General features: G+C 39.0%; 23 protein-coding genes. 5 read left to right on the plus strand and 18 right to left on the minus strand.

Going from position 1 to position 23,994, the window contains the following annotated elements; all coding sequences use genetic code 11:
• Nucleotides 1–155: 155 nt before the first annotated feature.
• The 10 genes from D8M05_RS12055 to D8M05_RS12105 form a co-directional block, all read right to left on the minus strand.
• A complete protein-coding gene (locus tag D8M05_RS12055; RefSeq protein ID WP_121132117.1) occupies nt 156–848 on the minus strand; it encodes an abortive infection system antitoxin AbiGi family protein in 693 nt (230 codons plus the stop codon).
• A 549-nt stretch (nt 849–1,397) separates the two neighbouring features.
• A complete protein-coding gene (locus D8M05_RS12065) occupies nt 1,398–3,053 on the minus strand; it encodes a S8 family serine peptidase (protein WP_121132119.1) in 1,656 nt (551 codons plus the stop codon).
• A gap of 313 nt (nt 3,054–3,366) precedes the next feature.
• On the minus strand, nt 3,367–5,379 hold the full coding sequence (tkt, locus tag D8M05_RS12070) for a transketolase (protein ID WP_121132184.1): 2,013 nt from the start codon (nt 5,377–5,379) through the stop codon (nt 3,367–3,369).
• An 18-nt stretch (nt 5,380–5,397) separates the two neighbouring features.
• Nucleotides 5,398–6,057, minus strand: a complete 660-nt coding sequence (gene fsa / locus D8M05_RS12075; RefSeq protein WP_121132121.1) for a fructose-6-phosphate aldolase — start codon at nt 6,055–6,057, stop codon at nt 5,398–5,400.
• 21 nt (nt 6,058–6,078) lie between these two features.
• Nucleotides 6,079–7,026, minus strand: a complete 948-nt coding sequence (gene glpX, locus D8M05_RS12080; protein ID WP_121132122.1) for a class II fructose-bisphosphatase — start codon at nt 7,024–7,026, stop codon at nt 6,079–6,081.
• A gap of 18 nt (nt 7,027–7,044) precedes the next feature.
• Nucleotides 7,045–7,536 (minus strand): ribose 5-phosphate isomerase B, encoded by a 492-nt coding sequence (rpiB, locus tag D8M05_RS12085; RefSeq protein ID WP_121132124.1) that lies wholly within the window; start codon nt 7,534–7,536, stop codon nt 7,045–7,047.
• Nucleotides 7,537–7,735: 199 nt separating this feature from the next.
• The gene (dhaL, locus tag D8M05_RS12090; RefSeq protein WP_121132126.1) at nt 7,736–8,392 is read right to left on the minus strand and encodes a dihydroxyacetone kinase subunit DhaL; all 657 of its coding nucleotides are present in this window, start codon (nt 8,390–8,392) and stop codon (nt 7,736–7,738) included.
• A 12-nt stretch (nt 8,393–8,404) separates the two neighbouring features.
• On the minus strand, nt 8,405–9,409 hold the full coding sequence (locus D8M05_RS12095) for a dihydroxyacetone kinase subunit DhaK (protein WP_121132128.1): 1,005 nt from the start codon (nt 9,407–9,409) through the stop codon (nt 8,405–8,407).
• Between the two features lie 95 nt (nt 9,410–9,504).
• Nucleotides 9,505–10,782 (minus strand): MFS transporter, encoded by a 1,278-nt coding sequence (locus D8M05_RS12100; protein WP_121132130.1) that lies wholly within the window; start codon nt 10,780–10,782, stop codon nt 9,505–9,507.
• A gap of 24 nt (nt 10,783–10,806) precedes the next feature.
• Nucleotides 10,807–11,916: an MDR/zinc-dependent alcohol dehydrogenase-like family protein gene (locus tag D8M05_RS12105; RefSeq protein WP_121132132.1), complete on the minus strand. Its 1,110-nt coding sequence runs from the start codon at nt 11,914–11,916 to the stop codon at nt 10,807–10,809.
• Between the two features lie 255 nt (nt 11,917–12,171).
• On the opposite strand from D8M05_RS12105, the gene D8M05_RS12110 reads away from it, so the two are divergent.
• Nucleotides 12,172–12,945, plus strand: coding sequence for a DeoR/GlpR family DNA-binding transcription regulator (locus D8M05_RS12110; protein ID WP_121132134.1), 774 nt, complete (start codon nt 12,172–12,174; stop codon nt 12,943–12,945).
• A 103-nt stretch (nt 12,946–13,048) separates the two neighbouring features.
• Nucleotides 13,049–13,816: an SDR family oxidoreductase gene (locus D8M05_RS12115; protein WP_121132136.1), complete on the plus strand. Its 768-nt coding sequence runs from the start codon at nt 13,049–13,051 to the stop codon at nt 13,814–13,816.
• Nucleotides 13,817–14,127: 311 nt separating this feature from the next.
• On the opposite strand, the gene D8M05_RS12120 is transcribed toward D8M05_RS12115, so the two are convergent.
• Nucleotides 14,128–14,982: a Cof-type HAD-IIB family hydrolase gene (locus D8M05_RS12120; RefSeq protein WP_121132137.1), complete on the minus strand. Its 855-nt coding sequence runs from the start codon at nt 14,980–14,982 to the stop codon at nt 14,128–14,130.
• A gap of 80 nt (nt 14,983–15,062) precedes the next feature.
• Nucleotides 15,063–15,413 carry a DUF3006 domain-containing protein gene (locus tag D8M05_RS12125; RefSeq protein ID WP_183072788.1) on the minus strand — a complete coding sequence of 117 codons (351 nt, stop codon included), beginning with the start codon at nt 15,411–15,413 and terminating at the stop codon, nt 15,063–15,065.
• Between the two features lie 261 nt (nt 15,414–15,674).
• On the opposite strand from D8M05_RS12125, the gene D8M05_RS12130 reads away from it, so the two are divergent.
• Nucleotides 15,675–16,955 (plus strand): MBL fold metallo-hydrolase, encoded by a 1,281-nt coding sequence (locus D8M05_RS12130; RefSeq protein WP_121132140.1) that lies wholly within the window; start codon nt 15,675–15,677, stop codon nt 16,953–16,955.
• 108 nt (nt 16,956–17,063) lie between these two features.
• Nucleotides 17,064–17,333 (plus strand): DUF3006 domain-containing protein, encoded by a 270-nt coding sequence (locus D8M05_RS12135; protein WP_121132142.1) that lies wholly within the window; start codon nt 17,064–17,066, stop codon nt 17,331–17,333.
• 78 nt (nt 17,334–17,411) lie between these two features.
• Here D8M05_RS12135 and D8M05_RS12140 read toward each other — a convergent pair whose 3' ends face one another.
• Nucleotides 17,412–18,155: a sulfite exporter TauE/SafE family protein gene (locus D8M05_RS12140; protein WP_121132145.1), complete on the minus strand. Its 744-nt coding sequence runs from the start codon at nt 18,153–18,155 to the stop codon at nt 17,412–17,414.
• An 82-nt stretch (nt 18,156–18,237) separates the two neighbouring features.
• On the minus strand, nt 18,238–19,029 hold the full coding sequence (locus tag D8M05_RS12145; RefSeq protein ID WP_121132147.1) for an ABC transporter ATP-binding protein: 792 nt from the start codon (nt 19,027–19,029) through the stop codon (nt 18,238–18,240).
• Between the two features lie 203 nt (nt 19,030–19,232).
• Here D8M05_RS12145 and D8M05_RS12150 point away from each other — a divergent pair, with 203 nt between their 5' ends.
• Nucleotides 19,233–19,685 (plus strand): Hsp20/alpha crystallin family protein, encoded by a 453-nt coding sequence (locus tag D8M05_RS12150; RefSeq protein WP_183072789.1) that lies wholly within the window; start codon nt 19,233–19,235, stop codon nt 19,683–19,685.
• A 124-nt stretch (nt 19,686–19,809) separates the two neighbouring features.
• Here D8M05_RS12150 and D8M05_RS12155 read toward each other — a convergent pair whose 3' ends face one another.
• From D8M05_RS12155 to D8M05_RS20230, 4 genes are all read right to left on the minus strand, one after another.
• Nucleotides 19,810–21,549 carry a phospho-sugar mutase gene (locus D8M05_RS12155; protein WP_121132149.1) on the minus strand — a complete coding sequence of 580 codons (1,740 nt, stop codon included), beginning with the start codon at nt 21,547–21,549 and terminating at the stop codon, nt 19,810–19,812.
• A gap of 155 nt (nt 21,550–21,704) precedes the next feature.
• On the minus strand, nt 21,705–22,685 hold the full coding sequence (locus D8M05_RS12160) for an ABC transporter ATP-binding protein (protein WP_121132151.1): 981 nt from the start codon (nt 22,683–22,685) through the stop codon (nt 21,705–21,707).
• Nucleotides 22,682–23,674, minus strand: a complete 993-nt coding sequence (locus D8M05_RS12165) for an ABC transporter ATP-binding protein (RefSeq protein WP_121132153.1) — start codon at nt 23,672–23,674, stop codon at nt 22,682–22,684. The genes D8M05_RS12160 and D8M05_RS12165 overlap by 4 nt, the downstream gene beginning before the upstream one ends.
• 67 nt (nt 23,675–23,741) lie before the next feature.
• Nucleotides 23,742–23,994 (minus strand): hypothetical protein (locus D8M05_RS20230; RefSeq protein WP_220667586.1); only part of this gene is annotated, 253 nt, incomplete at its 5' end.

Below are 23,994 nucleotides of genomic sequence, written 5' to 3' on the forward strand. Positions count from 1 at the left end.
GCGGATGACGTAAGAGACAACAAGTGATTAAAGAATAAAAAACACTTGGAGCTTTGTTTGTTCACTCCGGGTGTTTTTCTTTCGCAGGTTTATTCTACTATTAACTTCTTTACAATCATACCATTCGCGCCAGTGTACTTATTGGCGCCTCTCCCCTATTCTGTAAAAGAAATTTGCCCATAATAAGATGGTAATGTCTGTTTGAGCCGCTCCCCATAGCTTTCTGGTATAAGTATTCGTGTAATATCATGCATAGAAAAATGTAAATCTCCTACGATCCTCCATTCTCTTTCCATGTAATAATTATCTTCATCTGCATCTGTTTTTGATGCATCGAATGGTTTTAAAAAGGAAAAAATGTTCTTTGTTAGGAACGTATCTAGACGGTTTAATAGTGCGTGGCTCTCTGAATCATCGAGATGACTGCGTATTTCTTCTATAAGTTTAAAATATCCCTTGATGTTTTCTTTGAAATAATCCTCACGATGGAGCCAGTTTCCTCCTGGGGATTCTTCTAATTTCCCATTAGCGGCGATGTAAAGAACAGGATTTGCACCATTTTCAACGAGAAAATCCTTCTTAAATGCCAAACCAAAATTGCTATACTTCTCCATATGTAAAGATAAGTCGTTAATTGGAATATCTGCAAAACAAGTAATTCCTGGTTTGACTATATCCTCAAGTCCTTTTGCATCAATGTTTATTTTCATGTCCCCATCAATGTTTTTATGTAAAATCCAGCCACTTTTTATAATATCTATCAGTAGATCAAAGCGCTCCCTTTCTGGGCGATGTCTTCCAACAAAATGCGTTAATTCCTTTGATACGTATCTTTGAATCAGATCCATACTTGTTCCCCTTTTTCCAATTAGCTTGTGTAGAAAAAAGAAAAAAATACGTGGAAAGGTGCCTGAGGCTTACTGAAATTCGAGCGAGACCCGTGGTATTTCGCGCGTGGGCCGAAGAATTTCGAGCGAGGTCAATCGAATTTCGCGCAACAACCAAGAGAATTCGAGCGAGGTCAATCGAATTTCGCGCAACAACCAAGAGAATTCGAGCAGGGTCAATCAAATTTCGCGCAACAACCAAGAGAATTCGAGCAAGGTCAATAGAATTTCGCGCAACAACCAAGAGAATTCGAGCAGGGTCAACCGAATTTCGCGCAACAACCAAGAGAATTCGAGCAGGGTCAATCAAATTTCGCGCAACAACCGAAGAAATTCGAGCGAGGTCAACCGAATTTCGCGCAACAACCGAAGAATTCCGAGCGAGATCCGAAGAATTTCACGCGTCTATATATCCTAGGCAAATCATTTAAACAGACTGTCTATTCCCTTTTTTTAATGTACGGTAATAAAATAAGACTGCCAACATACATCAGCAGCCCCCATCCTTCATTAATCCAATAACCAACCTACCATTGATTTAACAAAACGAGTACCAGATTGATAGAATCGAACGAGAATATTATTCGCTTCAGTCAATTCAGTCTCATCTGATGAAGTCATTTTTGTTAAATCATTTTCATTTCCTACCTGTTTCATATCTGTCACTACTCTCTCCTTGCTGCCTTCTATGTCAAAAACACCACTAGAAATCCCACTACGCAGTTGATATTGCTGCGCTAGGCCCGCTGAAGAATCCAACATCACACAGTCCTTATCGCTTTCATCCGAATTATCCTGGCCTGAGACTGTGTCATCCAAATCAGGAAAAGCTTCTTCCACAGAATCCTCACCTGTTCTCTCAACAATTGTCTTCCCTTTCGACTGATTTCCCATTGCATCAATAGTATAAACACTCACGGTGTATTCCGTGTCTGCCTCAAGGTTTTCAAATGTGAATGAGGATTCCGAAGCATCACGCGGAATAGAAATAACAAACGAATCATTCAAATAAATATCTACTTTTTCAAAATCAGTATCTTCAGGGTTTTCCCACCTGATAGAAATAGATGTTGGTGAATTCCCAGTCACTACCAGATTGCCGACTTCAGCTGGAGCATCCTGATCAAGGGCATCATAACTGATAAACCCATGTCCAAAATACGCATCCCTACCAGCATCACCGATATCTTGACTATGCTGGACTAACATTTCTCTGAGTTCCTCGTTCGTCATATCAGGATATTTTTCCTTTAAAAGTGCAAGCATTCCTGTTACATGTGCTGCAGCTTGAGATGTACCATTTGCAATGCCATAAGCACCGTCGATAAACGTGCTAACAATGCTAAAGCCTGGTGCAGTGAATTCTACCTCTTGTCCATACGAAGAAAAAGGTGTAAGGTTCAAGCGCCCATCCACCGCTGATACCCCAATTACATTTTCAAATTTGGCTGGATATACAACCGAATCAGGAACGCTCTCATTACCACTCGCCGCAACTATCAAAATACCCTCCGCATATGCCTCATTGATAGCCTCCTCTAATAATGTACTCTCAAAGCCTGTACCAATTGATAGATTAATAATGTCCATATTATTTTCAATCGACCACCTAATGGCACGGAGTACGTCCTCCAATTGCCCTTCTCCGTTCTGATTTAGAGCCTTGACAGAATACAGATTCGCACCGGGTGCTACCCCAACTACTCCATGACCATCGTTCTTCGCCCCAATTACTCCGGCAATATGTGTGCCATGACCATTATCGTCGGACCACTCACTTGTATAGTCGACCGTTGATACTCCACCAGCTATTTTTAAGTCTGGATGGTTGGAGATTCCCGTATCAATAACGGCAATATTAACGCCCTTTCCTGTAAAACCTTCTAGCCATGCTTTCTTAGCACCAACACTAGAAATGTTCCATCTTTCAGCTTCTTCTGTATGATCTAGTTCAGTGACCTTCGTAATTTCTCCTTCTCCTAATGTCCGGCCAGTATGTGTTATGTAAGCATGATTCTTTATGACAAAAGGAAATGGAAGCTCTAGGCAATCGGTAACATTAGTAGGATGAACTTGTGCATTCGTTTCATATACATGAACCAATTGGTAAGTTATGAGACAAAATGTAATCATCATCAACAAAAAGCTACGAACTAATTTCCACAACGTAACAATCTCCTTTGTCTAATTTTGTCTTTTTACAAAGTTTATCAGTAGAAAAAGGAGATGTCTGTAGAAGAAAGATTAAAATTATATTGAAAAATGATTACAAATTTCAGGGTGAACATAAATAACATGATTAATAGTCGCATGCTCCATAAACCCTCAAACCAAACCACATACTATTTTCGACAATATCCCCCAAATTCCGACAAGTGACAGGCACCCAAAAAGCGGCATGCTTCATAAACGTATGAAACATACCGCTTCCTTGCTCTGCTTCGACATTATTCAACAAAATTCGAGGAGTGACAGGCACCTAAGAGAGTAAATTCTCGACCTGTTTCACTACGTTTTCAACTGTGAAGCCATATTCTCTTATTAGTCTTTCTCCTTGCCCTGATGCGCCAAAGGTATTAATGCCAAGAATGCTTCCTTCATCACCTACGTAACGATCCCAACCAAACGGGGATGCCATTTCTACCGCCAATCGTTTTTTCACGTTTGGCAAGAGAACAGAATCCTTGTATGCTTTATCTTGTTCTTCAAACAGGTCCCATGATGGCATACTTACCACACGAACATCGACACCTTTTTCTCTTAACATAGCCTGCGCTTTCACTGCTAACTGTACTTCAGAACCAGTTGCAAGGATCAATGCATCCGGTGTTTCTTTTTCCGCATCACTAACGACATATGCACCTTTTTTCACACCATCATACGCATTTTCCTTCGTACCTTCTAGCGTTGGTAGGTTTTGACGCGTTAGGACCAATGCAGTTGGTTTATCTTTTGATTCTACCGCTAGTCTCCAAGCTGCTTGCGTTTCATTGCCATCAGCAGGGCGAATAAGTGATAAGCCTGGCATCATACGGTATGACGCTAAATGTTCAACAGGCTCATGTGTCGGACCATCTTCACCAACCGCGATGGAATCATGTGTCCAAACATAGGTAGCCGGTAACTTCATCAATGCTGAAAGTCTAACAGCTGGACGTAGGTAGTCACTAAATACGAAGAATGTTCCACCAAATACATTTAATCCGCCATGAAGTGCCATCCCATTTAATGCAGCTGCCATTGCAAATTCACGGACACCGAACCAAATATTCCTTCCAGCATAGTCTTCACGTGAAAAATCAGTAACACCATTAATTGTTGTTTTATTTGAGCCAGCTAAATCTGCACTTCCACCAATAAAGTTTGGCACTGTTTTTGCAATCGCATTTAACACTTCAGCCGAAGATGCGCGGGTTGCAAGGGATGAACCGACTTCATACGTAGGTAGGTCTTTATCCCAGTTCAATGGTAATTCACCATTGATTGCTAACTGCAATTGTTTACCTTCTTCTGGATATGCTGCCTTATAAGCATCAAGTAAACTGTTCCATGCTGCTTCTGCTTCTGTTCCTTTTTTCACAACTTTTTCATTAAAATCTTTGTATACATCATCCGGTACATAAAAAGCTTCATGTTCCCAGCTATAATTATTTTTTGTCAATTTCACTTCTTCTTCACCTAGTGGTGCACCGTGAGAAGCAGAAGAACCTGATTTATTAGGTGAACCAAAGCCAATTACTGTTTTCACTTCAATTAACGTTGGTTGTGCCGTATTTTCCTTCGCCTGTTGCAGGGCATCCTGCAAATCACGAACATTATTACCATCTTCTACACGAAGAACTTGCCAACCATATGCATTAAAACGTTCGCCAATATTTTCAGAGAATGATTTATTTAAGTCCCCATCAAGTGAAATGTCATTGGAATCATAAAGGACAACTAATTTCCCTAATCCAAGATGACCTGCAAGGGATGCTGTTTCATGTGAAATTCCTTCCATTAAATCGCCATCACCAACAAGTGCGTACGTGTAATGATCGACGACAGGATATGCTTCTTTATTATAGGTGGCACCGAGATGTGCTTCAGCCATCGCCATCCCAACAGCGGTTGCAATTCCTTGTCCAAGTGGGCCTGTCGTTGTTTCTACACCGTCTGTATGATGTACTTCAGGATGTCCTGGTGTCTTGGAACCCCATTGACGGAAGTTTTTCAAATCGTCCATGGATACATCATAGCCTGAAAGATGTAGCAGGCTGTATAACAGCATAGAACCATGTCCTGCCGAAAGAACAAATCGGTCACGGTTAAACCATTTTGAATGTTTCGGATTATGTGTCATAAAGTCCGTCCATAACGTATATGCCATTGGTGCAGCGCCCATTGGCAACCCCGGATGCCCCGAATTTGCTTTTTCAATCGCATCAATGGAAAGTGTACGAATCGTATTGATTGATAATTGTTCTACAGAAGTAGCAGTAATGTTTGACATTTCCATCCATCCTTCCAATTATAATGTTTCCACTTTTTTTGGAACCTTTTCCCAATCAGCTAAAAATTGCGTGATTCCATTGTCTGTTAAAGGATGTTTCCATAACTTCGGTAAAAGTGATCCTGGAATGGTTGCAATGTCAGCTCCAGCTAGTGCAGCTTTTTCTAGATGGCCAATTGTTCTGATACTAGCAGTAATAATTTTTGCCTCGTATCCATAGTTTTGTAGTGTTGTTTTAAGGTTTTGAATCAGTTCGATTCCATCTTCTCCAATATCATCAATTCTTCCAACGAACGGACTAATATACGTTGCGCCTGCTTTTGCAGCCATTAAGCCTTGAGCAACAGAGAAAATTAGCGTCACATTTGTTTTAATCCCTTCTTTTGATAAAGTATTTACCGCTTCAAGACCAGCTTCTGTCATTGGAATCTTAACAACAACATTTGGTGCCCAAGTTGCAATATTTCTTGCTTCTTCCACCATTTCTTCAACAGTTAGGCCAATAACTTCAGCACTTACAGGGCCGTCTACGATACTACAAATCTCTTTAATTGTTTCCTCAAAATCTCTGCCTTCCTTCGCAATAATGGAAGGATTTGTTGTCACACCATCTACAAGACCTAGACGGTTAATTCGTTTAATTTCTTCAACGTTTGCAGTATCTAAATAAAATTCCATGTGTAAAACCTCCTAGCGTTTTTATACAGTTTGAGCAATTGGATATGTACTTTTCACATATCGTAACTGTTTATCTTTGCCATTTGCTAGAAAAGAGTGGGTAATATAATTCGTATATTCCGTCTCGATTCCATCGATTAATAGATTATCCGTGATACCTGTTGCCACGAATACACAGTCATCCGAACTTACTAGCTGGTCATGTGATAGAACGCTTTCAAGATTCGAAATTCCCATCTCATTACATCTTCTTATTTCCTCATCATTACGCGGTAGGAGTTTCGCCTGCATTTCTCCGCCTAACGTTCGAACAGCAACTGCCCCAAGTACGCCTTCTGGTGCGCCACCAATTCCAAAAAACATATCAATTCCAAGTTTCTCAATGCAGGTTGCGGTTGCATAAATGACATCACCATCATTAAATAATCTTACCTTTGCCCCCATCTGACGAATGCGTTCAATATATTCCTTATGTCTTGGGCGATCCTGAATTAGAACAGTTAACGCTGAAATTGCTTTACCGTTCGCTTCAGCAACGGCCTTTAAGTTTTCTTCTATTGGCGCATCAAGATTAATTTTACCTTTCGCCTTTGGTCCAACGGCCATTTTCTTCATGTACATATCAGGTGCATGGAGAAGTGTGCCTTTTGGCGCTGCTGCAATAACTGTGATTGCATTCCCTTGGCCATTTACGGTAGGCGTTGTTCCTTCAATTGGATCAACAGCAATGTCCACTTCATGGGATCCACCTGCACCAAGCTTTTCCCCTATGTAAAGCATTGGTGCTTCATCAATTTCCCCTTCACCAATAACAATTGTGCTATCCATTTTCATCTTATTTAAGTTTTCACGCATTGCATTTGTTGCAGCCCCGTCAGCAGCAATTTTATCCCCACTGCCAACCCAAGGCATTGCAGCCACTGCTGCTGATTCGGTTACTTTTAAAAAATCTAATAACAAGGATTGCATGACACCACTCCTCAAAATTTAGTTGACGCTGCAATTACTTCCTGCTACTGCACTCCTGAAATTTTGACTTACAAATTCTTGTTCTTTTTCAACAATTTTATCTACTTTACGTTTTGAACCTTCAGCCCACGCTACGCTCAAATATGCGTCTACAACTTTTTTCGCAGCTTCTGGTCCAATAATTTGCGATCCTAATGTAAGGATTTGTGCATTGTTACTTAATTGTGCTCTTTCTGCTGAATATACATCATGAGCAAGTGCTGCACGGATTCCAGGATATTTATTTGCTGCAATACATACACCAATTCCTGTTCCACAAATTAAAATCCCACGTTCCACTTTTCCTTCGCTAATCGCTTCTGAAACCTCAAAAGCCACATCTGGATAATCCACTGCATCCTCTGAATAACAACCGTAATCTACTACTTCATGCTCTGTATCTGCTAAAAAGTGTTTAATCGTCTCTTTTAATTCAAATGCGTTATGGTCACTGCCGATACCGATTTTCATTTTATATGTCCCCCTAGATGTTTATCTTATTATCTATTTTCATTTTATAACAAGACTTATTATTTTTCAATGTTTTCTTTCGTTTTTTATCGTTATATTTTTATATTATTTTTCATTTATTTTCGTTTTGCGATTTTTGTTAAAAAAAAGAATCAGAATACAAATCTGATTCTTTTTTACAGTATTGCTTCGCTTCTAATTAGCTAGCTGTAGCTGTTCGTTCTTTTGCAATATCTAAGAAAGTAGATAGTATAAAAAATGCAGACGTTGCACCAGGATCTTGTGCTCCAACTGATCGTTCTCCTAAACGACTGGAACGACCTTTTTTAGATACAAGATCTTTTGTTGATTCCATGCCTTTTTTCGCTTCAGATACAGCCTTTGTAAAAGCAGTTAAGAAATCAGGTGTTTCTGCAAAAGCTTTCTCAAGTGCAATATAAAACGGTTCAAGTGTATCGATCATCGTTTTATCGCCAACTTCCGCTTGTCCACGTTCTTTAATTCCTTTAGCAAAAGCAATCCAGTATTCAGCTAAATCGTTATCATTTACAACTGTTTTCCCTTTTACAACCTTTGCTCCGCGCATGAACCCAGTAGCATATAATGGACCAACAGATGAACCTACCGCACTTAAGAACGTCTTTCCAACTGTAATACTTACTTTTGCACAGTCTTCTTCCTCTAGTAATTCATTGTTTAATTTTTCATTTACAGCTTGCCAACCGATAGACATCGTTACCCCGTGGTCTCCATCGCCTAATTTACGGTCCAATTCACATAAATAATCTTTTTCCTCTTCAACCATCGTTACAATCGCTTTAAAAAAGTCTTTAAAATCTTTTGCTGAAAATTCCACTTTTATCCCTCCTTATTTTTGAACAAACATTGGACAATCTACTGGATGATCTACCATCTTCGTTAATTCATCATCCAATTTCATTAACGTTACAGAACATCCACCCATTTCAAGTGATGTAATATAATCTCCAACATAAGAGCGATATATTTTGATGCCTTTTTCACTTAAGATTTGTTCAACTCTTCTAAACACAATATATAAATCCATTCTTGGCGTTGAACCAAGACCATTAACAAGGACTACAACATTATCCCCTTCGTTAATCTCGATATCTGCTAAAATATCCTGAACGAGACGATCTGCAACACGATCTGCTGTTTCAAGTGGTCCTTTCTCGATACCAGGTTCCCCGTGATGACCAAGACCAATTTCCATTTCATCATCTTCAATTTCAAAGCTTGGTTTGCCGGTTTGAGGTAGATAACATGGACTCAAGCCAACACCCATTGAACGTGTGTTATCGTTTGCTTTATTCGCTACGCGTACCACTTCATTTAGGTCATAACCAAAATCCGCTGCCGCACCTGCTGCTTTATAAATAAAGAATTCCCCAGCAATACCACGACGTTTTTCCTTTTCAGCTTTCGGCGCAGATGCAACATCATCTGAAGCTTTCGCCATTCCTACTTGAATATCTTCTTCTAAGTCTGCCATTTCTGCAGCCATTCCAAAATTCATTACATCTCCAGCGTAGTTACCATATAAATAAACAACTCCAGCACCTTTATCGATTGCCTTCGTTACTTCCAAAATAGGATCTGGAGATGGTGATGCAAAAATATTACCAACGGCAACACCATCAGCCATACCGTCACCAACATACCCTAAAAATCCAGGCTCATGACCAGAGCCTCCCCCAATTAGAATACCCACTTTTCCATCGCTCGTTTCCCTAGCTGTAACAAGGGCTCTATCATTTTCAGGTAATTGCTTTATATAATCTGGATGTGCTTTCACATACCCTTCTACCATTTCTTCTACTACATTTTTAGGATCATTCATTAGTTTTTTCATCGATGCGCACTCCTATCGCTTTCATTTGTTTATCAGACGAATCATCTATTTTTATTTTATCATATAAAAAAGCGCTTTCGCAGTTCGTATTAAACTTAAACTGCTTCTTTCACTTCTGTAGACTGCTTTTCTTCTTCTGGAAGCTTCAAGAATCTAGTAAGGATAGCAGCTACGAAATATAGACCCGCTAAGATCCAGATTAGACCTTGTGTATCTACTAAATCGTAGAATAATGCAACTAGTCCTGGTCCAACGAAAACACATAATCCAGCTCCAAGATTTAGAATAGACATCGCAGCACCCTTGTCTCCATCACCAACTAAAGATGGTGTTAAAGCTGAAAGTGGGACGAACCCTGCGATACAAGCTCCCCAAAGCATACCAACAATTGCTACTAGAACAACGTTTCCAGTAAAGATTTGCGGCGTATAGAACAACATTAGTGTGAATACTCCACAACCAACAGCTCCAAACCATGTTACTGTATTTCTCCAACCAATTTTATCCCCAAGATAGCCAAAGATTAAGTTGAATACAATATTGGAGATAAAGATTGTACCCCAAATATTTAACCATACAGTCGTATCTATTCCATGATCACCCAAATAAAGTGGAAGGAATAAAGGAAATGCATACTGTGACGATTGGTTTATGACACGTACAATACCTGCAATCGCAACTTTTGGTTCTCTTTTTAATATCGTTATACCATTCAGTAACTCTTTTGTTTTAGACGTTTTTTCTACGCCTGCTTTCTCAACAATTTCAAACTTATCACGATTGACTACAATGGCAAAGAATCCACCAATTAGTACCCATACAATTGCGCTCCATAATGTTGGAATATGACCAAAGGCTTGAATAGACCAGCTAGAATAGAATGCTCCAAGAACACTTAATCCTCCAGTAAATACGAACCAGAACCAACCTACCGCTTTCCCTAATTGATGCTGTGGTGTACGGTATGTTATCCAAACTAAGAACGCATAAGCAAATAATGGATAACCAAATCCTCTAAGCGCATATGTTGGTATCATTAATCCAAAATTTAAGTCAGGAATTGCAAGTCCAACAAATAATACATGTCCTACTACATAGAAAGCAATCCCCATTAACATGGTTTTCCGAGGCCCGATCGCCTCCACTAATACGCCTGAAAACCATGCAGCAATAGCAATTGTTACACCATATGATGTTGTAAGAAGAGCTGTTTGCTGAACGGTAAGTCCTTGATCAACAAGATATGGACTAATCCAAGCTAATTCCAAACCATCGCCCATCATGAAAATAAGTACACCTACATATCCCCAAACTAAATGTGAAGGAATACCTATTCTATCTAAAAAGGAATCATTTGCTCTTAAATCTGACATTCCATTCCCCCCTTTATCCATTTATTATGGTTTCAAGATAACTTTTAGTGATTTATCCCCTTTTTTCATTAAGTCAAAGCCTTCTTCAAAGTCTTCTAATGGTAATTGATGTGTTACAACTCCTTCAGTTGGGTAGTCACCATTACCAATTCCTTCAATTACCAACGGGTAGCAATATGGCCCTAAGTGGGAACCTAGTAAATCTAGTTCTTTACGGTCACTAATGATACTCCAGTCAACCGTTACAGGTTCACCGAATACACTAAACTCAACAAAAGTACCTAATTTACGAATCGCATGCAATCCTTGCTCCACTGATTTCCCATGTCCAGTAGCTTCAATATAAATATCGCAGCCATATCCTTCTGTCATATCTTTAATTTCTTTAACAACATCCACTTTTGCTGGGTTCATTACAATATCTGCACCGAATTTCTTCGCAAGCTCTAAACGATCATCTTTCATATCTAGTACAATAAGTTTGCCTGCACCTGATTTTTTAATTGCTCCAATCATTCCCAAACCAAGCGTTCCAGCACCAGATAATACGACAAAATCCCCTAGTTGAATGTTCGCTCTTTGTACAGCGTGAAGACTACAAGCATATGGTTCTATTAAAATAGCTTTTTCAATTGGCATGTCTTCAGGAACTTTATAATTGATACCTTCCTTCGTAAATTTCATATATTCTGCCATGCCACCGTTTACATTGTTTTGAAAACCATAAAGATCATGTTTTTCACACATCCAATATTGGCCGCGCTTACAAAAACGACATTCTTCACATGGTACGATTTGTTCTGAAATGACGCGATCGCCAACTTCGAGATCTGTTACCGCAGCCCCTTTTTGTACAATATGACCAATAAATTCATGACCTGGAATCATCGGAGCTTTAATATAAGCTGGTTGCGTTTCATCTCCCCAGAAACTTGGTGCTCCACCGTAAGCTTTAACATCACCAGCACAAATACCACACGCTTCAACTTTAATGATAATTTCTTGGTCATTATCTAATTTAGGAGTGCTAACTTCTTCATATCTATAATCTCCAGGACTATACGCAACGACAGCCTTCATTGTCTCTGGAATTTCTTGATTTTGTACGTTTTTCTTTTCAACTGTTTCTAACATATTTATTCTCCTTTTTATTAAAAATATTAGTTGATAGTTAAGTAGTACTGAATATACGAAAACACTGAAATCGTTTTCAATTTATAATTTTATTTTATCATTCATTTTTGTTTTGTCAATATTGTTTTTAATTATTTTCTTTTATAATTACTTTCTGATGTTTTAATAGAAAATGAAAATATAAAATAGATATATATTGATTATCTTAAAAAAATGAAATAAGATTATAGTAGTATAAAGGTAAGGGTGAAATATATGAAAATGTTTGCTAGTGAAAGAAGAGGAAGAATTATGGACCTCTTACAAGAACGAAAGCGCATTACTGTGAAGGAGCTTGCCTCTGAAATTGGGGTATCTGAAGCAACGTTACGTACCGATCTGAACAAGATGGAAATGGATGGACTCCTAACACGTACGCATGGTGGAGCTATACTCAATGAAGAACAAGATAATGAAACAAGTTTTAATGTTAGACAAAAGAAAAACAAAAAGGAAAAAATGAAAATCGCCGAAAAGGCACTCGAATTTATTGAAGAGAAGCAATGTATCTTGCTTGATGCAAGTTCAACTGCACTAGAATTAGCACAGTTAATAAAAGATAGTCCGATTCGCTTAACAGTTGTAACGACTGGATTACAAACTGCAATAGAATTAAAGGAAAATCCTGATATAACGGTAATCATGATTGGAGGGGTAGTGACCAATCGATCTACATCTATTGAGGGTACTTTAGGGATGGCTATTTTAGACGAGGTGAACATTGATATCATGTTTACATCTGCAAACGGATTTTCCCTAGATAATGGATTAGAAGACTTCAATTTATATGAAGTAGAACTTAAAAAGGAAATTGTAAAAAGGTCCTCAAAAGTTATTGCTTTAGTTGACTCATCGAAAATCGGAAAATCTTCTAGTGCTGTTTTCGCTAAGCTTGATCAAATTGATAAGATTATTACGGATGAACCGATTAATGAAGATATCACAAATCAACTTTCGTTAAACAATATCGAGGTTGTATCGGCCGATTAAAATGATTGAAGTGGGGGTGGGGGTACAAAGTAGTTTTATTCATATCACATCTTCTAAACGCTTAATTGAAAGCGTAATCAACATAAAAGAAAGAAGGATAAACATGGAATTTCAAGGATTTGACAAAAATTTTAATATTACAGACAAAGTGGCGATTGTAACTGGTGGAGCAAGTGGTATAGGTAGAGCAGTTTCAGAACTGTTTTTAGAAAAAGGTGCTAAAGTAGCTATTTTAGACCTAAAAGAAGATGTTCGTGATGTAGCGAAAGAAATGGGTGCAGACAATGCCTTTGGTGTTCGCTGTGATGTCACAAGTGATGAGAATATGGATGTTGCAGTACAAGCAGTCAAAGAGCATTTTGGTAAAATTGATATTCTCGTAAACTGCGCAGGAATCGCATTATTAGATGATGCAGAAAAGATCTCTGATCGCTTTTGGCAAAAAACAATCGACATTAATTTAACAGGTACATTCAAAATGTCCCAAAAAGTTGCTAATATCATGATTGAACAAGGCCATGGTGGGAAAATTATCAATCTAGCTTCCCAAGCTGCTATTATAGCATTAGATAATCATGTAGCATACGGTGCAAGTAAAGCCGGTGTTATTGGCATGACAAAGGTACTTGCCTTAGAATGGGCTGGATTTAATATTAATGTTAACGCTATTTCTCCAACTGTCATTCTTACCGAACTTGGTAAAAAAGCTTGGGCTGGGGAAAAGGGAGAAAAGGCGAAGAAAGAAATTCCACTTGGACGATTTGGTTATCCAGAGGAAGTCGCTGCAATTGCCCTCTTCTTGGCCTGTGATGCAACAAACTTAATCACAGGTGAGAACATTGTAATCGATGGTGGAAATACAATTAAATAATGGAAGTGAAAGTGGCTGGGACAAACGTGTTTTTACTAAGGTAACATCCGAACGATACTTAAAATCTTCCATTGCAATTCAATTTAATTTGGATTTTGTATATAGTCCGGGTGAGCGGAGCGCAGTAACTCTTTGAGAAAGAAAAACACTTTTTCTCACGAAGATATTACGCTGCCGAAGTCTTCCTTGTCCTGCGGGAAACGCGCGTGTCCGAAGCCCACGGAAAAAGCGTTCTGTGCGTCACGAGGAGGCTTGTTCCGTGCCCTAAGGTGCGCGCGTACTGTCTTTTAGTTATATCCCAGCCTCTTTATTTATTTTACATACAACTGTTGCAACCCATACGCCACCCCATCTTCGTCGTAGGCTTTCGTAACAAAATCAGCCTTCTCCTTTACGACATCCTCCGCATTGCCCATCGCAATTCGAAATCCTGCTATATCAAACATAGACAGATCATTTAAGTTATCTCCGATGGCAACTATATTCTCCAGTGGTACTTCGAGATGCTTAGCGAAAAATTCGAGTGCATTTCCTTTGCTTGTTAGCGGATGGCCAATTTCTAGCTTTTCGTTTGCAGACGTTGTGAGGGATATGTCGCTTCTTTCTTTTAGGAGAGAATCTAGTTCTGATAGTCTCTTTTGATCAAAAGAGAGAACGAAAACTTTATAAACTTCAAGTGCAGCATAATCTAAATCATGATAACTTTTTACATAGACTAACCCTTTTTGTGTAAACTGCATGTCAATCATGTGTGTTGCTTTTTCCCTTGGAAAGTCATCATATTGATCATGTAGTCTCTGTGCTTCCGTTGTGAGCAAAGCTTTTCCATTGTCAGAGGTGAAGACGCCTTTATTTGTGTACAGTTCATAGTACAATCCGATAGCTTCTATCTTTTCAATCATTTCTTTAACAATATTGGCAGGCAAGAAGTGATTTTGTAAAATGGTTCCTGATTCATAAATAATCGCACCATTTCCTGCAATAATGGGGCATTCTAACTTAGCCTCAGCAAGAATTTGAATCGTGTCATGTAATGATCGACCAGAAGCAATTGTTACAATATCTCCCTGATTCTGGGCTTTGTGGATAGCTTTTCGATTGTTTTCACTTATCTTTCCTTCATTTGTTAAGAGCGTTCCGTCCAAATCTATTGCGATTAATTTCATCCTTTGTGCCCTCCAATTGATATTGATAGGTTTACTATAACATAGGAAAAGGAATGGTTCATGATTGCTGGAGTATCAACTTATTCCCGCAATTTTTCCATGAGCAGCTGTGTCTTCATCCATTCTTGTTTCGTTTTCTTATAATTGATACAGGCAATCTTGTATTCACCGTTTTGATTTACAATATACAGCCATATATTCTCTTTCATTCCTACAGGGACACGTTGTTTTGGAAGACTAATTTGTTTGTTTAAACCATCCAATATAATAACCGCATGATTCTCTTCAAAGCGATCAATTACACCACTTATATAATTCTTCCTGATACCTTGACTCGTGCTTTTCTCGTGCATTTCAGTAAAAATAAGAATGAAAAATGTTATACAAACAGTAAGCATGATCACTGGAAAGATTGTCCTTTTAATGCCCATTAGCATTCCCCTTTATTTTTACTTATTATCGCAAATCAAGAAAAAAGATGCACATTGCTAAAATTCAAAAACGAGCAGTAAAACAGCAGGGAAAATGCTACTTTTATAAGGGAGAAATTGCTTTTTACTGATAGATTATAGGGTGATAATGGAAGTTTAAGGTATTATCATTGCGTTTCCATTTTCCCTATCTAGTATTCTAAGAATGAATTTGATATTCTAAAGTGTAGAGTTGAGACTTTTTAACTGGGGGAATTTTTTTTGACAAAAAAATATATTGTAGCAATGCTGCTTTCCGTATTCTTGGTTGCTTGCGGGCAATCGATGGAGCAAGAGCAAACGGACATTTCAGGAGATCATATGACTGAAAATGTCGAGATAATAGAAGAAGAAGCGAACGAATTAGTAACGGAGGAGACGACTGAGCCTGAAGAGGCATCCGCTTCTGAAAAGGAAGAACCCGAGCCTAAATCAAAGGGTGCCCTATCCGAATTACAAGTCCATTACATTGATGTTGGACAAGCAGATGCAACGCTTTTTCAATTTGCAGATGACGAAGATTTCTATACCATTCTCTTTGATACTGGAGATTGGAGAGGGAATGAAGTTATCCAGTATCTGAAGGCGGAAAATGTAGATTATATCGACTTAGTCATTGTCAGTCATCCTGATGCAGACCATATTGGGCAACTAGAAGATGTGGTTACGACATTTGACGTTGGAGAGGTTTGGTTATCTGGAAATGAGAGTTCATCACAGACTTTCCAAAGTGCTTTAGAAGCAGTTCTTGCAAGTGGAGCAGATTATGATGAACCACGTGCTGGAGATGAATACGAGATTGGGGAACTGGATTTAGAAGTATTATATCCAGCAAGTATTACTGGTGCATCCAATGAAGAATCGATTTCGATATTATTTTCCTATGGAGATATCGAATTTTTATTTACTGGGGATGCTGATAAAGATGCAGAAGCTGCGATATTGCGGAGTGGAATGAACGTAGATGCTGATATCCTTCATTTAGGACATCACGGTTCCGATACTTCCAGTAGTGCGTCCTTCATTGATGCGGTGGGACCTGAGGTGGCAATCTATAGTGCGGGCGCGGGAAATAGTTATGGTCACCCAAGTCCAGAAGTTGTTTCATTGGTTCAAGATGCTGGGATCAAGTTATATGGTACAGATGTTCATGGAACGATTATTGTAACGACAGATGGAATAGATTATGATATACGTACGAAGGAAGATGGCACAATTAGTCCACAAAGTACGAAGTCTGCTGAGAGTAGTAGTTCTGTTGGTTCTCGTACTGAGGATGAAGACACCGTATCTGATAAGTCGGCGGCATCGGCAAGTTGCGTCAATATTAACGAGGCATCTATAGAAGACGTGCAAGAAATTATCCATATCGGCCCAGCCCGCGCACAAGCGTTAGTTGATTTGCGGCCTTTTGGCTCTGTAGATGACCTAGAGAGAATAAATGGAATCGGACCAGCCCGAATCAAAGACATCCAATCCCAAAACCTAGCCTGCGTTCAATAGGGTGCCTGTCACTTGTCGGATTTTGTCGCCCGAAATTGGGTGCCTGTCACTTGTCGAGTTTTGTTGGAACGTGTCGAACACGGGCGGCTATAAGGAGGAATGAATGAAATGAAATTAAAAGGTATACTAGATCGATTCGAAGGGGCTCATGCTGTCATATTAATTGAGGAACGGATGGAAGAAATCGTTATTCCACGTGATGAATTGCCTGATGGTAGCGAGGTTAATACCCATTTTAATTTAGAAAAGCGCAATGACTCTTATGTGATTGCTTCTATTGATCTTGCCGCAACAACAACTCAGGCTCAAAAGTCCTCAAGTTTAATGGAACAACTAAGAGCGAAGAAAAAAGATAGTAAATTTAAAAAGAAAAAATAAGAGATGCCTGTCACCGTTTGCATGTGGGTGTTTTTTCGACATTTCCCATCATTTCCCGACAAGTGACAGGCACCGAATCTAAAATAGTAAATTTATTCCTCCAATTGCAGCAAGAACTAACACGAGGGTCTGAAATACTTTCTGCGGAATAAGTGGAAGAATTTTCACACCAATTAAGGCACCGATAACAATAGCAGGTATCATCCAGCTGTTAAAAATTAATGATTCCCCTGTTATAAGCCCTAAATGCAAATACAATGGAAATTTAACGACATTTACAAAAAGAAAGAACCATGCTCCTGTACCTACAAATTCCTTTTTCGGTAATCCTTTTACCAACAAATAAATCGCCATTATCCCACCAGCTGCATTCCCAATCATTGTTGTGAATCCACCCAATATCCCTATCAATGCCGTAAATCCCATTGATTTTGGTAATCGTTGATTAAACTTTTCACCAAACTTACTTCGCATCACATGTATGCCAATCATCGCCAATACAATCATCCCGATTAATGGTTCTAATTGTTCGCTATTAATTGCAAATAGTACAAAGTAACCTATAAAAACACCAATTAAAACCCATGGGATGAGTGATATTAAATGCTTCCATACAACACTTCGCCGGTAATAGGTAACTGCAAATAGATCGCCAACCAAAAGCATTGGTAACAATATTCCTACTGATTCTCTTGCTGGAAAAACAAACATCATCATCGTCACAACTAATATAACCATATTTGGCAATCCTGATTTTGATAGACCAATCGCCATCGCGCAAAAGATGACAATCACCCAATCTACCATTCCGAAATCAAACATATAAATACCCCATTTAAAATCCTTCTTCCTTCTACAATATGAAATTCATTCCTATCACTCGACATAATTCGAGTGATCTCAACTATTTTCGACAAGTGACAGGCACCAGCCAGGGTCTTTTATTTCTCCATTCCACTTCTACGTTTTTGGAAAAGAACGCTGACAATGGCTTACTGTTCACTACTTCTTCTGTCTTACCTTTTGCAAATACGGTACCATCACGAAGAAGTAACGTATTCGAGAACAGCGGCAATATTTCTTCCATATGATGTGTAACGAAAATAATCGTTGGTGTATTTTCCTCGGTTGTCATGAAGTTAATTGCTGTTAACAGTTCTTCCCGTGCTATAAAATCAAGTCCATTCGTTGGCTCATCTAAAATAAGAATATCAGGTGAAGCCATTAAGCCCCGTGCAATAAGTATTTTTTGTTTTTCCCCCTGTGAACATGTTTGATAGGTTCTCCCTTTCAAATGAATACAACCTAGTTGTTCCATTAGCTCGCGAGCCTTCTCAAAATCACCAGCTGTTGGTGTATCATATAATCCGATAGAAGCATATTTACCACTTATCACAATGTCTTCCGTAAGTAATGTTTCCCTGATTCTTGCTTGGAGAGAAGAGCTAACCCATCCAATTGATTTCCTTAATTCACGAATATCCGTTTTACCAAAGACTTGATTTAAGATGGTTACATTCCCAGTCGTTGGCCAAATATATCCATTTATCATATTTAGTAATGTTGTCTTTCCCGATCCATTTAAACCAAGAATTGCCCAGTGCTCACCCTTAGCAACATTCCAATTAATATCATACAGAATCAACTTCCCCTGTCGCTTCCATGTTACATCCTGAAAATCTATCACCCTATTCATTTACAACAACAACACCCTTCACCAAAACTATTTTATATAACCATTCGACACCAAATCCATTAATCCTTCTTTGGAGGTGCCTGTCACTCCTCGAATTTTGTCGAATTTTGTCGCTGGTGTATTTGTCTCTTCTTATACCCAAACTTTATGCTCGAGTCCTGCATATTCTACTATATATATGGATTAAAGAAGGAGTGAAGACCATGAGTTCAAATAGACGGAATTTCCCTGATGGCTTTGATATTGATATGAAGCCGCTTCGGGACATAATGAAGCGGATGGATAATTTTTTTAATGATTCGTTTAAACACATGAACTCCCAATTCAACTTGAATAATTTTAGGGTAGATGTAAACGAAACAGAAGATAACTTCATTATTACAGCGGAATTAGCCGGCTATACCCGTGAACAAATCCAGCTAGAAATTGTAGGAAATCGACTACGAATCAGTGTGGAGGAATCCGTATCATTTGAAGAAGAGAACAAAGATAAACACAGCTACAATAGGCAACAATCCATTCAGCGTAAAGAACGAATCGTAACACTACCGTTTACTATTCCAGAAAATGAAACCGATGCCTCTTTCCAGAATGGCTTGCTCACAGTAATCATCCCAAAACAAAATCCCAATAGAAAATTTATCGATATCGAATAGGGGTCAGCCCCGCTCGTTTACCAGACAAATTTCGACAAGTGACAGGCACCAAAAAGGGAGGCACCAAAAAAGAGCAGTTGGCCACAATTTCTAGCCGTTGAACTGCTCTTTTTCCATAAAAAATTTAATTTATTTCTTCATCTACGCGTTTCATTACAGCATTTTTTAACGCCTCTAGCATATTCTCACTAGCTTCCAATGTATCAGCTTTAACACCAAAGTAGAACTTAATTTTTGGCTCTGTTCCAGATGGGCGTAAGCAGAACCAAGACCCATCTTTCAATTTATATTTCAGTACATTAGATTTCGGGAGGCGTATTTCTTCTTCCTTGTTATCGATAACAAATGCACGTGTGCTTGCTTGATAATCTTCCATAACATGAACCGCATTTCCAGCCATCTCTTTTGGCGGATTGCTGCGGAATGATGCTAAAATCGAAGCAATTTGTTCTGTACCATCTTTTCCTTTTAAAGTTAAAGATTGTAAGCCTTCTTTATAGTAACCATATTGTTTAAAGACATCGAGAAGTCCTTCATACAAGGTCATTCCTTTTGTCTTGTAATAAGCACCAACCTCAGCTACTAACAAGCATGCTTGAACTGCGTCTTTATCGCGAACAAAGTCGCCAACTAAGTAACCATAACTTTCCTCATATCCAAATAAGAAAGTCTTGTCTCCTGATGCTTCAAATTCTCTAATTTTTTCACCAATAAATTTAAAGCCTGTTAGCGTATCAATTGTCTCAAGACCATTTGCTTCAGCAATGTCCCGACCGATTTCAGAAGTAACAATTGTTTTTAACACAACCGCATTGTCCGCAAGTTCCCCACGGCTTTTCTTTTCAGTAATCAAATAATGGAGCAATAAAGCACCAACTTGGTTCCCAGTTAATACTTGATATTCCCCTTTATCATTACGAACCGCTACACCAACACGGTCTGTATCTGGGTCTGTACCAAGTAACATATCTGCACCGTATTCTTCTCCGTAAGCAATTGCTAATTCAAATGCAGCATGTTCCTCAGGATTTGGTGAGGTTACGGTTGAAAAATTGGAATCTGGAAGCTCTTGCTCTTTCACCACTTGTACATGTTTAAATCCAAGTTGCTCTAGCCCTTTTCTTACTGGAATATTACCCGTTCCATGCAATGGTGTATATACAATTTTAAAGTCATCCGCAACTTGCTTAATTACATCAGGATTCACTGTAATTGTTTGGAGTTGTCTGAAGTACGCCTTATCAACCGTATTACCAATGATGTTGAGTAAGCCTTGTTCTTTCAGTTCCTCCTCACCAGCAACTTTTACTTCAAGCTCATTTTCTACGCCATTTACTTCGGCAATAACTTCTTCAGCAATTGCTGGTGAAATCTGTGCACCGTCTTCACCATACACCTTATATCCATTGTATTCCTTTGGATTGTGGCTAGCCGTGATAACAATTCCACTATAAGCATTCAAATAACGAACCGCAAAAGATAGTTCGGGTGTTGAACGTAAAGTTTCAAAAACATATGTATGTATCCCGTGCCCACCAAGTGTTTTTGCTGCCTCCATCGCAAATTCGGGTGACTTAAATCGACTATCAAACGCGATTACGACTCCACGGTTTTTTGCTTCTTCACCATGTGCTTCTATGTATCTCGCTAATCCTTCTGAGGCCTTACGTATGGTATAGATATTCATACGATTTGTTCCAGGTCCTAGTTCACCACGGATACCACCTGTTCCGAATTCTAACGTCTTGTAGAAACTATCTTCTAATAGCTTTGCGTCAGCTTCTATTTCCCTCAGTTGTGATGCTAATTCTTCATCAAGATGATTAAATTCTTTCCACTTTTTATAGTTTGTTTCCCAACTCAAAAAAATTCCTCCGTTCACTATTCCAAATTATAATATGTATATGTCTCTATTATAACGTTAAAGAGCCCTAAAACAAAGGGCATTTTGTACATACAAGTAGTGCCGTATTTCCACAAAATATTATTTCTTGGGAAATATTTCGACAACAGCGCCTGTCACTGTTCGGTTTTCGACAAATTCCGACAAGTGACAGGCACCGATAAATGACAGCTCACTTTATGTGTGCCATCGCCAACTGAGCGGGCAATTGGCTTTTCACTCCTGCAAATTTCTAGTGCATACGCACATCTCGTATGAAAGGGGCAACCACTTGGTGGGTTAGATGGATCTGGAAGGTCTCCTTCTAATACAATTCGTCTGTCATCTTCATCATGCATCGGGATAGCAGAGAACAATGCCTCTGCATAAGGATGCTTTGGTGCCGCGCTAATCTCCTCTGTTTTTCCTATTTCCACAATTTCACCAAGATACATCACGGCAATACGATCACAAAAGTACTGGACAACATTTAGATCATGAGAAATAAAAAGATAGGTCAATTTATATTTTCTTTGCAATTCCTTCAATAAATTTAGTATTTGTGCCTGTACCGATACATCCAGCGCTGACACTCCCTCATCAATGACAATGAACACGGGATCCAAAATAATGGCAGAAGCAATCGCCACACGCTGCCGTTGTCCACCACTTAATTCATGTGGGAATCGCTCTAAATAAGAGGCGTCCAAGCCAACATCTTCAAGCGTCCGCAAAACTTTTTCAAAGCGTGTTGCCCTATTCCCTATCTGATGTATCCTCAATGGCTCATTTAAAATCCAGCCAACGTTTTTTTTCGGATTTAGCGATGAATAAGGATCCTGAAAGACGATTTGGACATCTTTTCTCCAGTTTTTCAATTCCTTCTTAGAGAAGCTTGTGACATCCCTCCCCTTATATTTCACAATACCACTCGTTTGTTTCGTTAATTGCAGTAATACTTCTCCAGTTGTTGATTTCCCACAGCCGCTTTCTCCAACTAATCCAAAGGTTTCGCCTTCATACAGTGTAAAACTAACCCCATTTACCGCCTTTACAAGTGAAGATTTTTGCTTAAAATGCTTATGTAAATTCTCTACTTCCACAATGGCTATTGTCATGACGTAAGCACACCTTCTTTGCTATAAAGATGACAGTTCACCGTTTGCTCCTTGTTCGAATCAAATGTAACCGAATCTGGAAACGATTCAGCACAAATATTCATACGACGTGAACACCTATCAGTAAACGGACAGCCTCCTTTTCTTTCTTTAAGCGGTGGAACTTTCCCTGGAATGGTAAAAAGTGCCTTCCCTCTTTTTCGGTGGTCTGGTATTGCTTCGATAAGCCCTTTCGTATAAGGATGTTTCGGATTTTGTAAAATCTCTGAAAGGCTACCCTCTTCGACAATTCGTCCTGCATACATAACAAGTACACGATCACAAATACTTCGGATGACTCCCCAATCATGGGAAATAAACATCATCGAAGCTTTCCGCGTCTCTTTGATTTGTTTAAACAACTCTAAAATTTGGGCTTGAATGGTAACATCAAGTGCTGTCGTTGGCTCATCCGCAATAATTAAATCCGGCTGGACAATAAGTGCCATTGCAATAACAACCCGCTGCCGCATTCCACCCGATAATTGATGAGGGTAGGATTTATACAACGCCTCTGCCCTAGGAAGTCCAACTTCCCTCATCATTGCAATTGTTCTTTCTCTTATTTCGGCCTTTGAAAGATTCGTATGTTTCTTCAACACTTCTGAAATCTGCTTGCCAATCGTAAGAAGTGGGTTGAGCGCTGTCATTGGTTCTTGAAAAATCATGGATATCGATTTCCCACGAACATCCTCCCATTTTCTTTCTTCAAGTTCTACTAAATTTGCACCTTTAAATGTGATACTTCCTTGATCAATACATGCATTCTCTGGTAAAATCCCAAGAATCGCCTGTGCTGTCAAACTTTTCCCACAACCTGATTCACCAACAATCCCAACCACTTCATTATCTGCAACGGAAAAAGTTATATTTTCAAGTGCTTTATATTTTCCATCATTGAACTGAAAGGAAACATCCAAATGGTCAATGGCTAACAATGGTGTGTTCATGGTTAAATCCCCCTAATCAATTAGTTAGGCTATTTTTGTGATGTTTACTATTGCTATAAACGTTGAATCAGACATTGCTAATATTTTTTTGTGAAGCATGGTCTAATGGAATTCTCTGGATTTCTGCTCTCTTCTCGGGATTTCTGCTCTCTTCTCTGGATATCTGCTTTCTTCTCTGGATTTCTGCTCTCTTCTCGGGATTTCTGCTCTCTTCTCGGGATTTCTGCTCTCTTCTCGGGATTTCTGCTCTCTTCTCGGGATTTCTGCTCTCTTCTCGGGATTTCTGCTCTCTTCTCGGGATTTCTGCTCTCTTCTCGGGA

Origin of the sequence: Oceanobacillus bengalensis (assembly GCF_003628445.1) — a bacterium.
GTDB lineage: Bacteria > Bacillota > Bacilli > Bacillales > Amphibacillaceae > Oceanobacillus > Oceanobacillus bengalensis.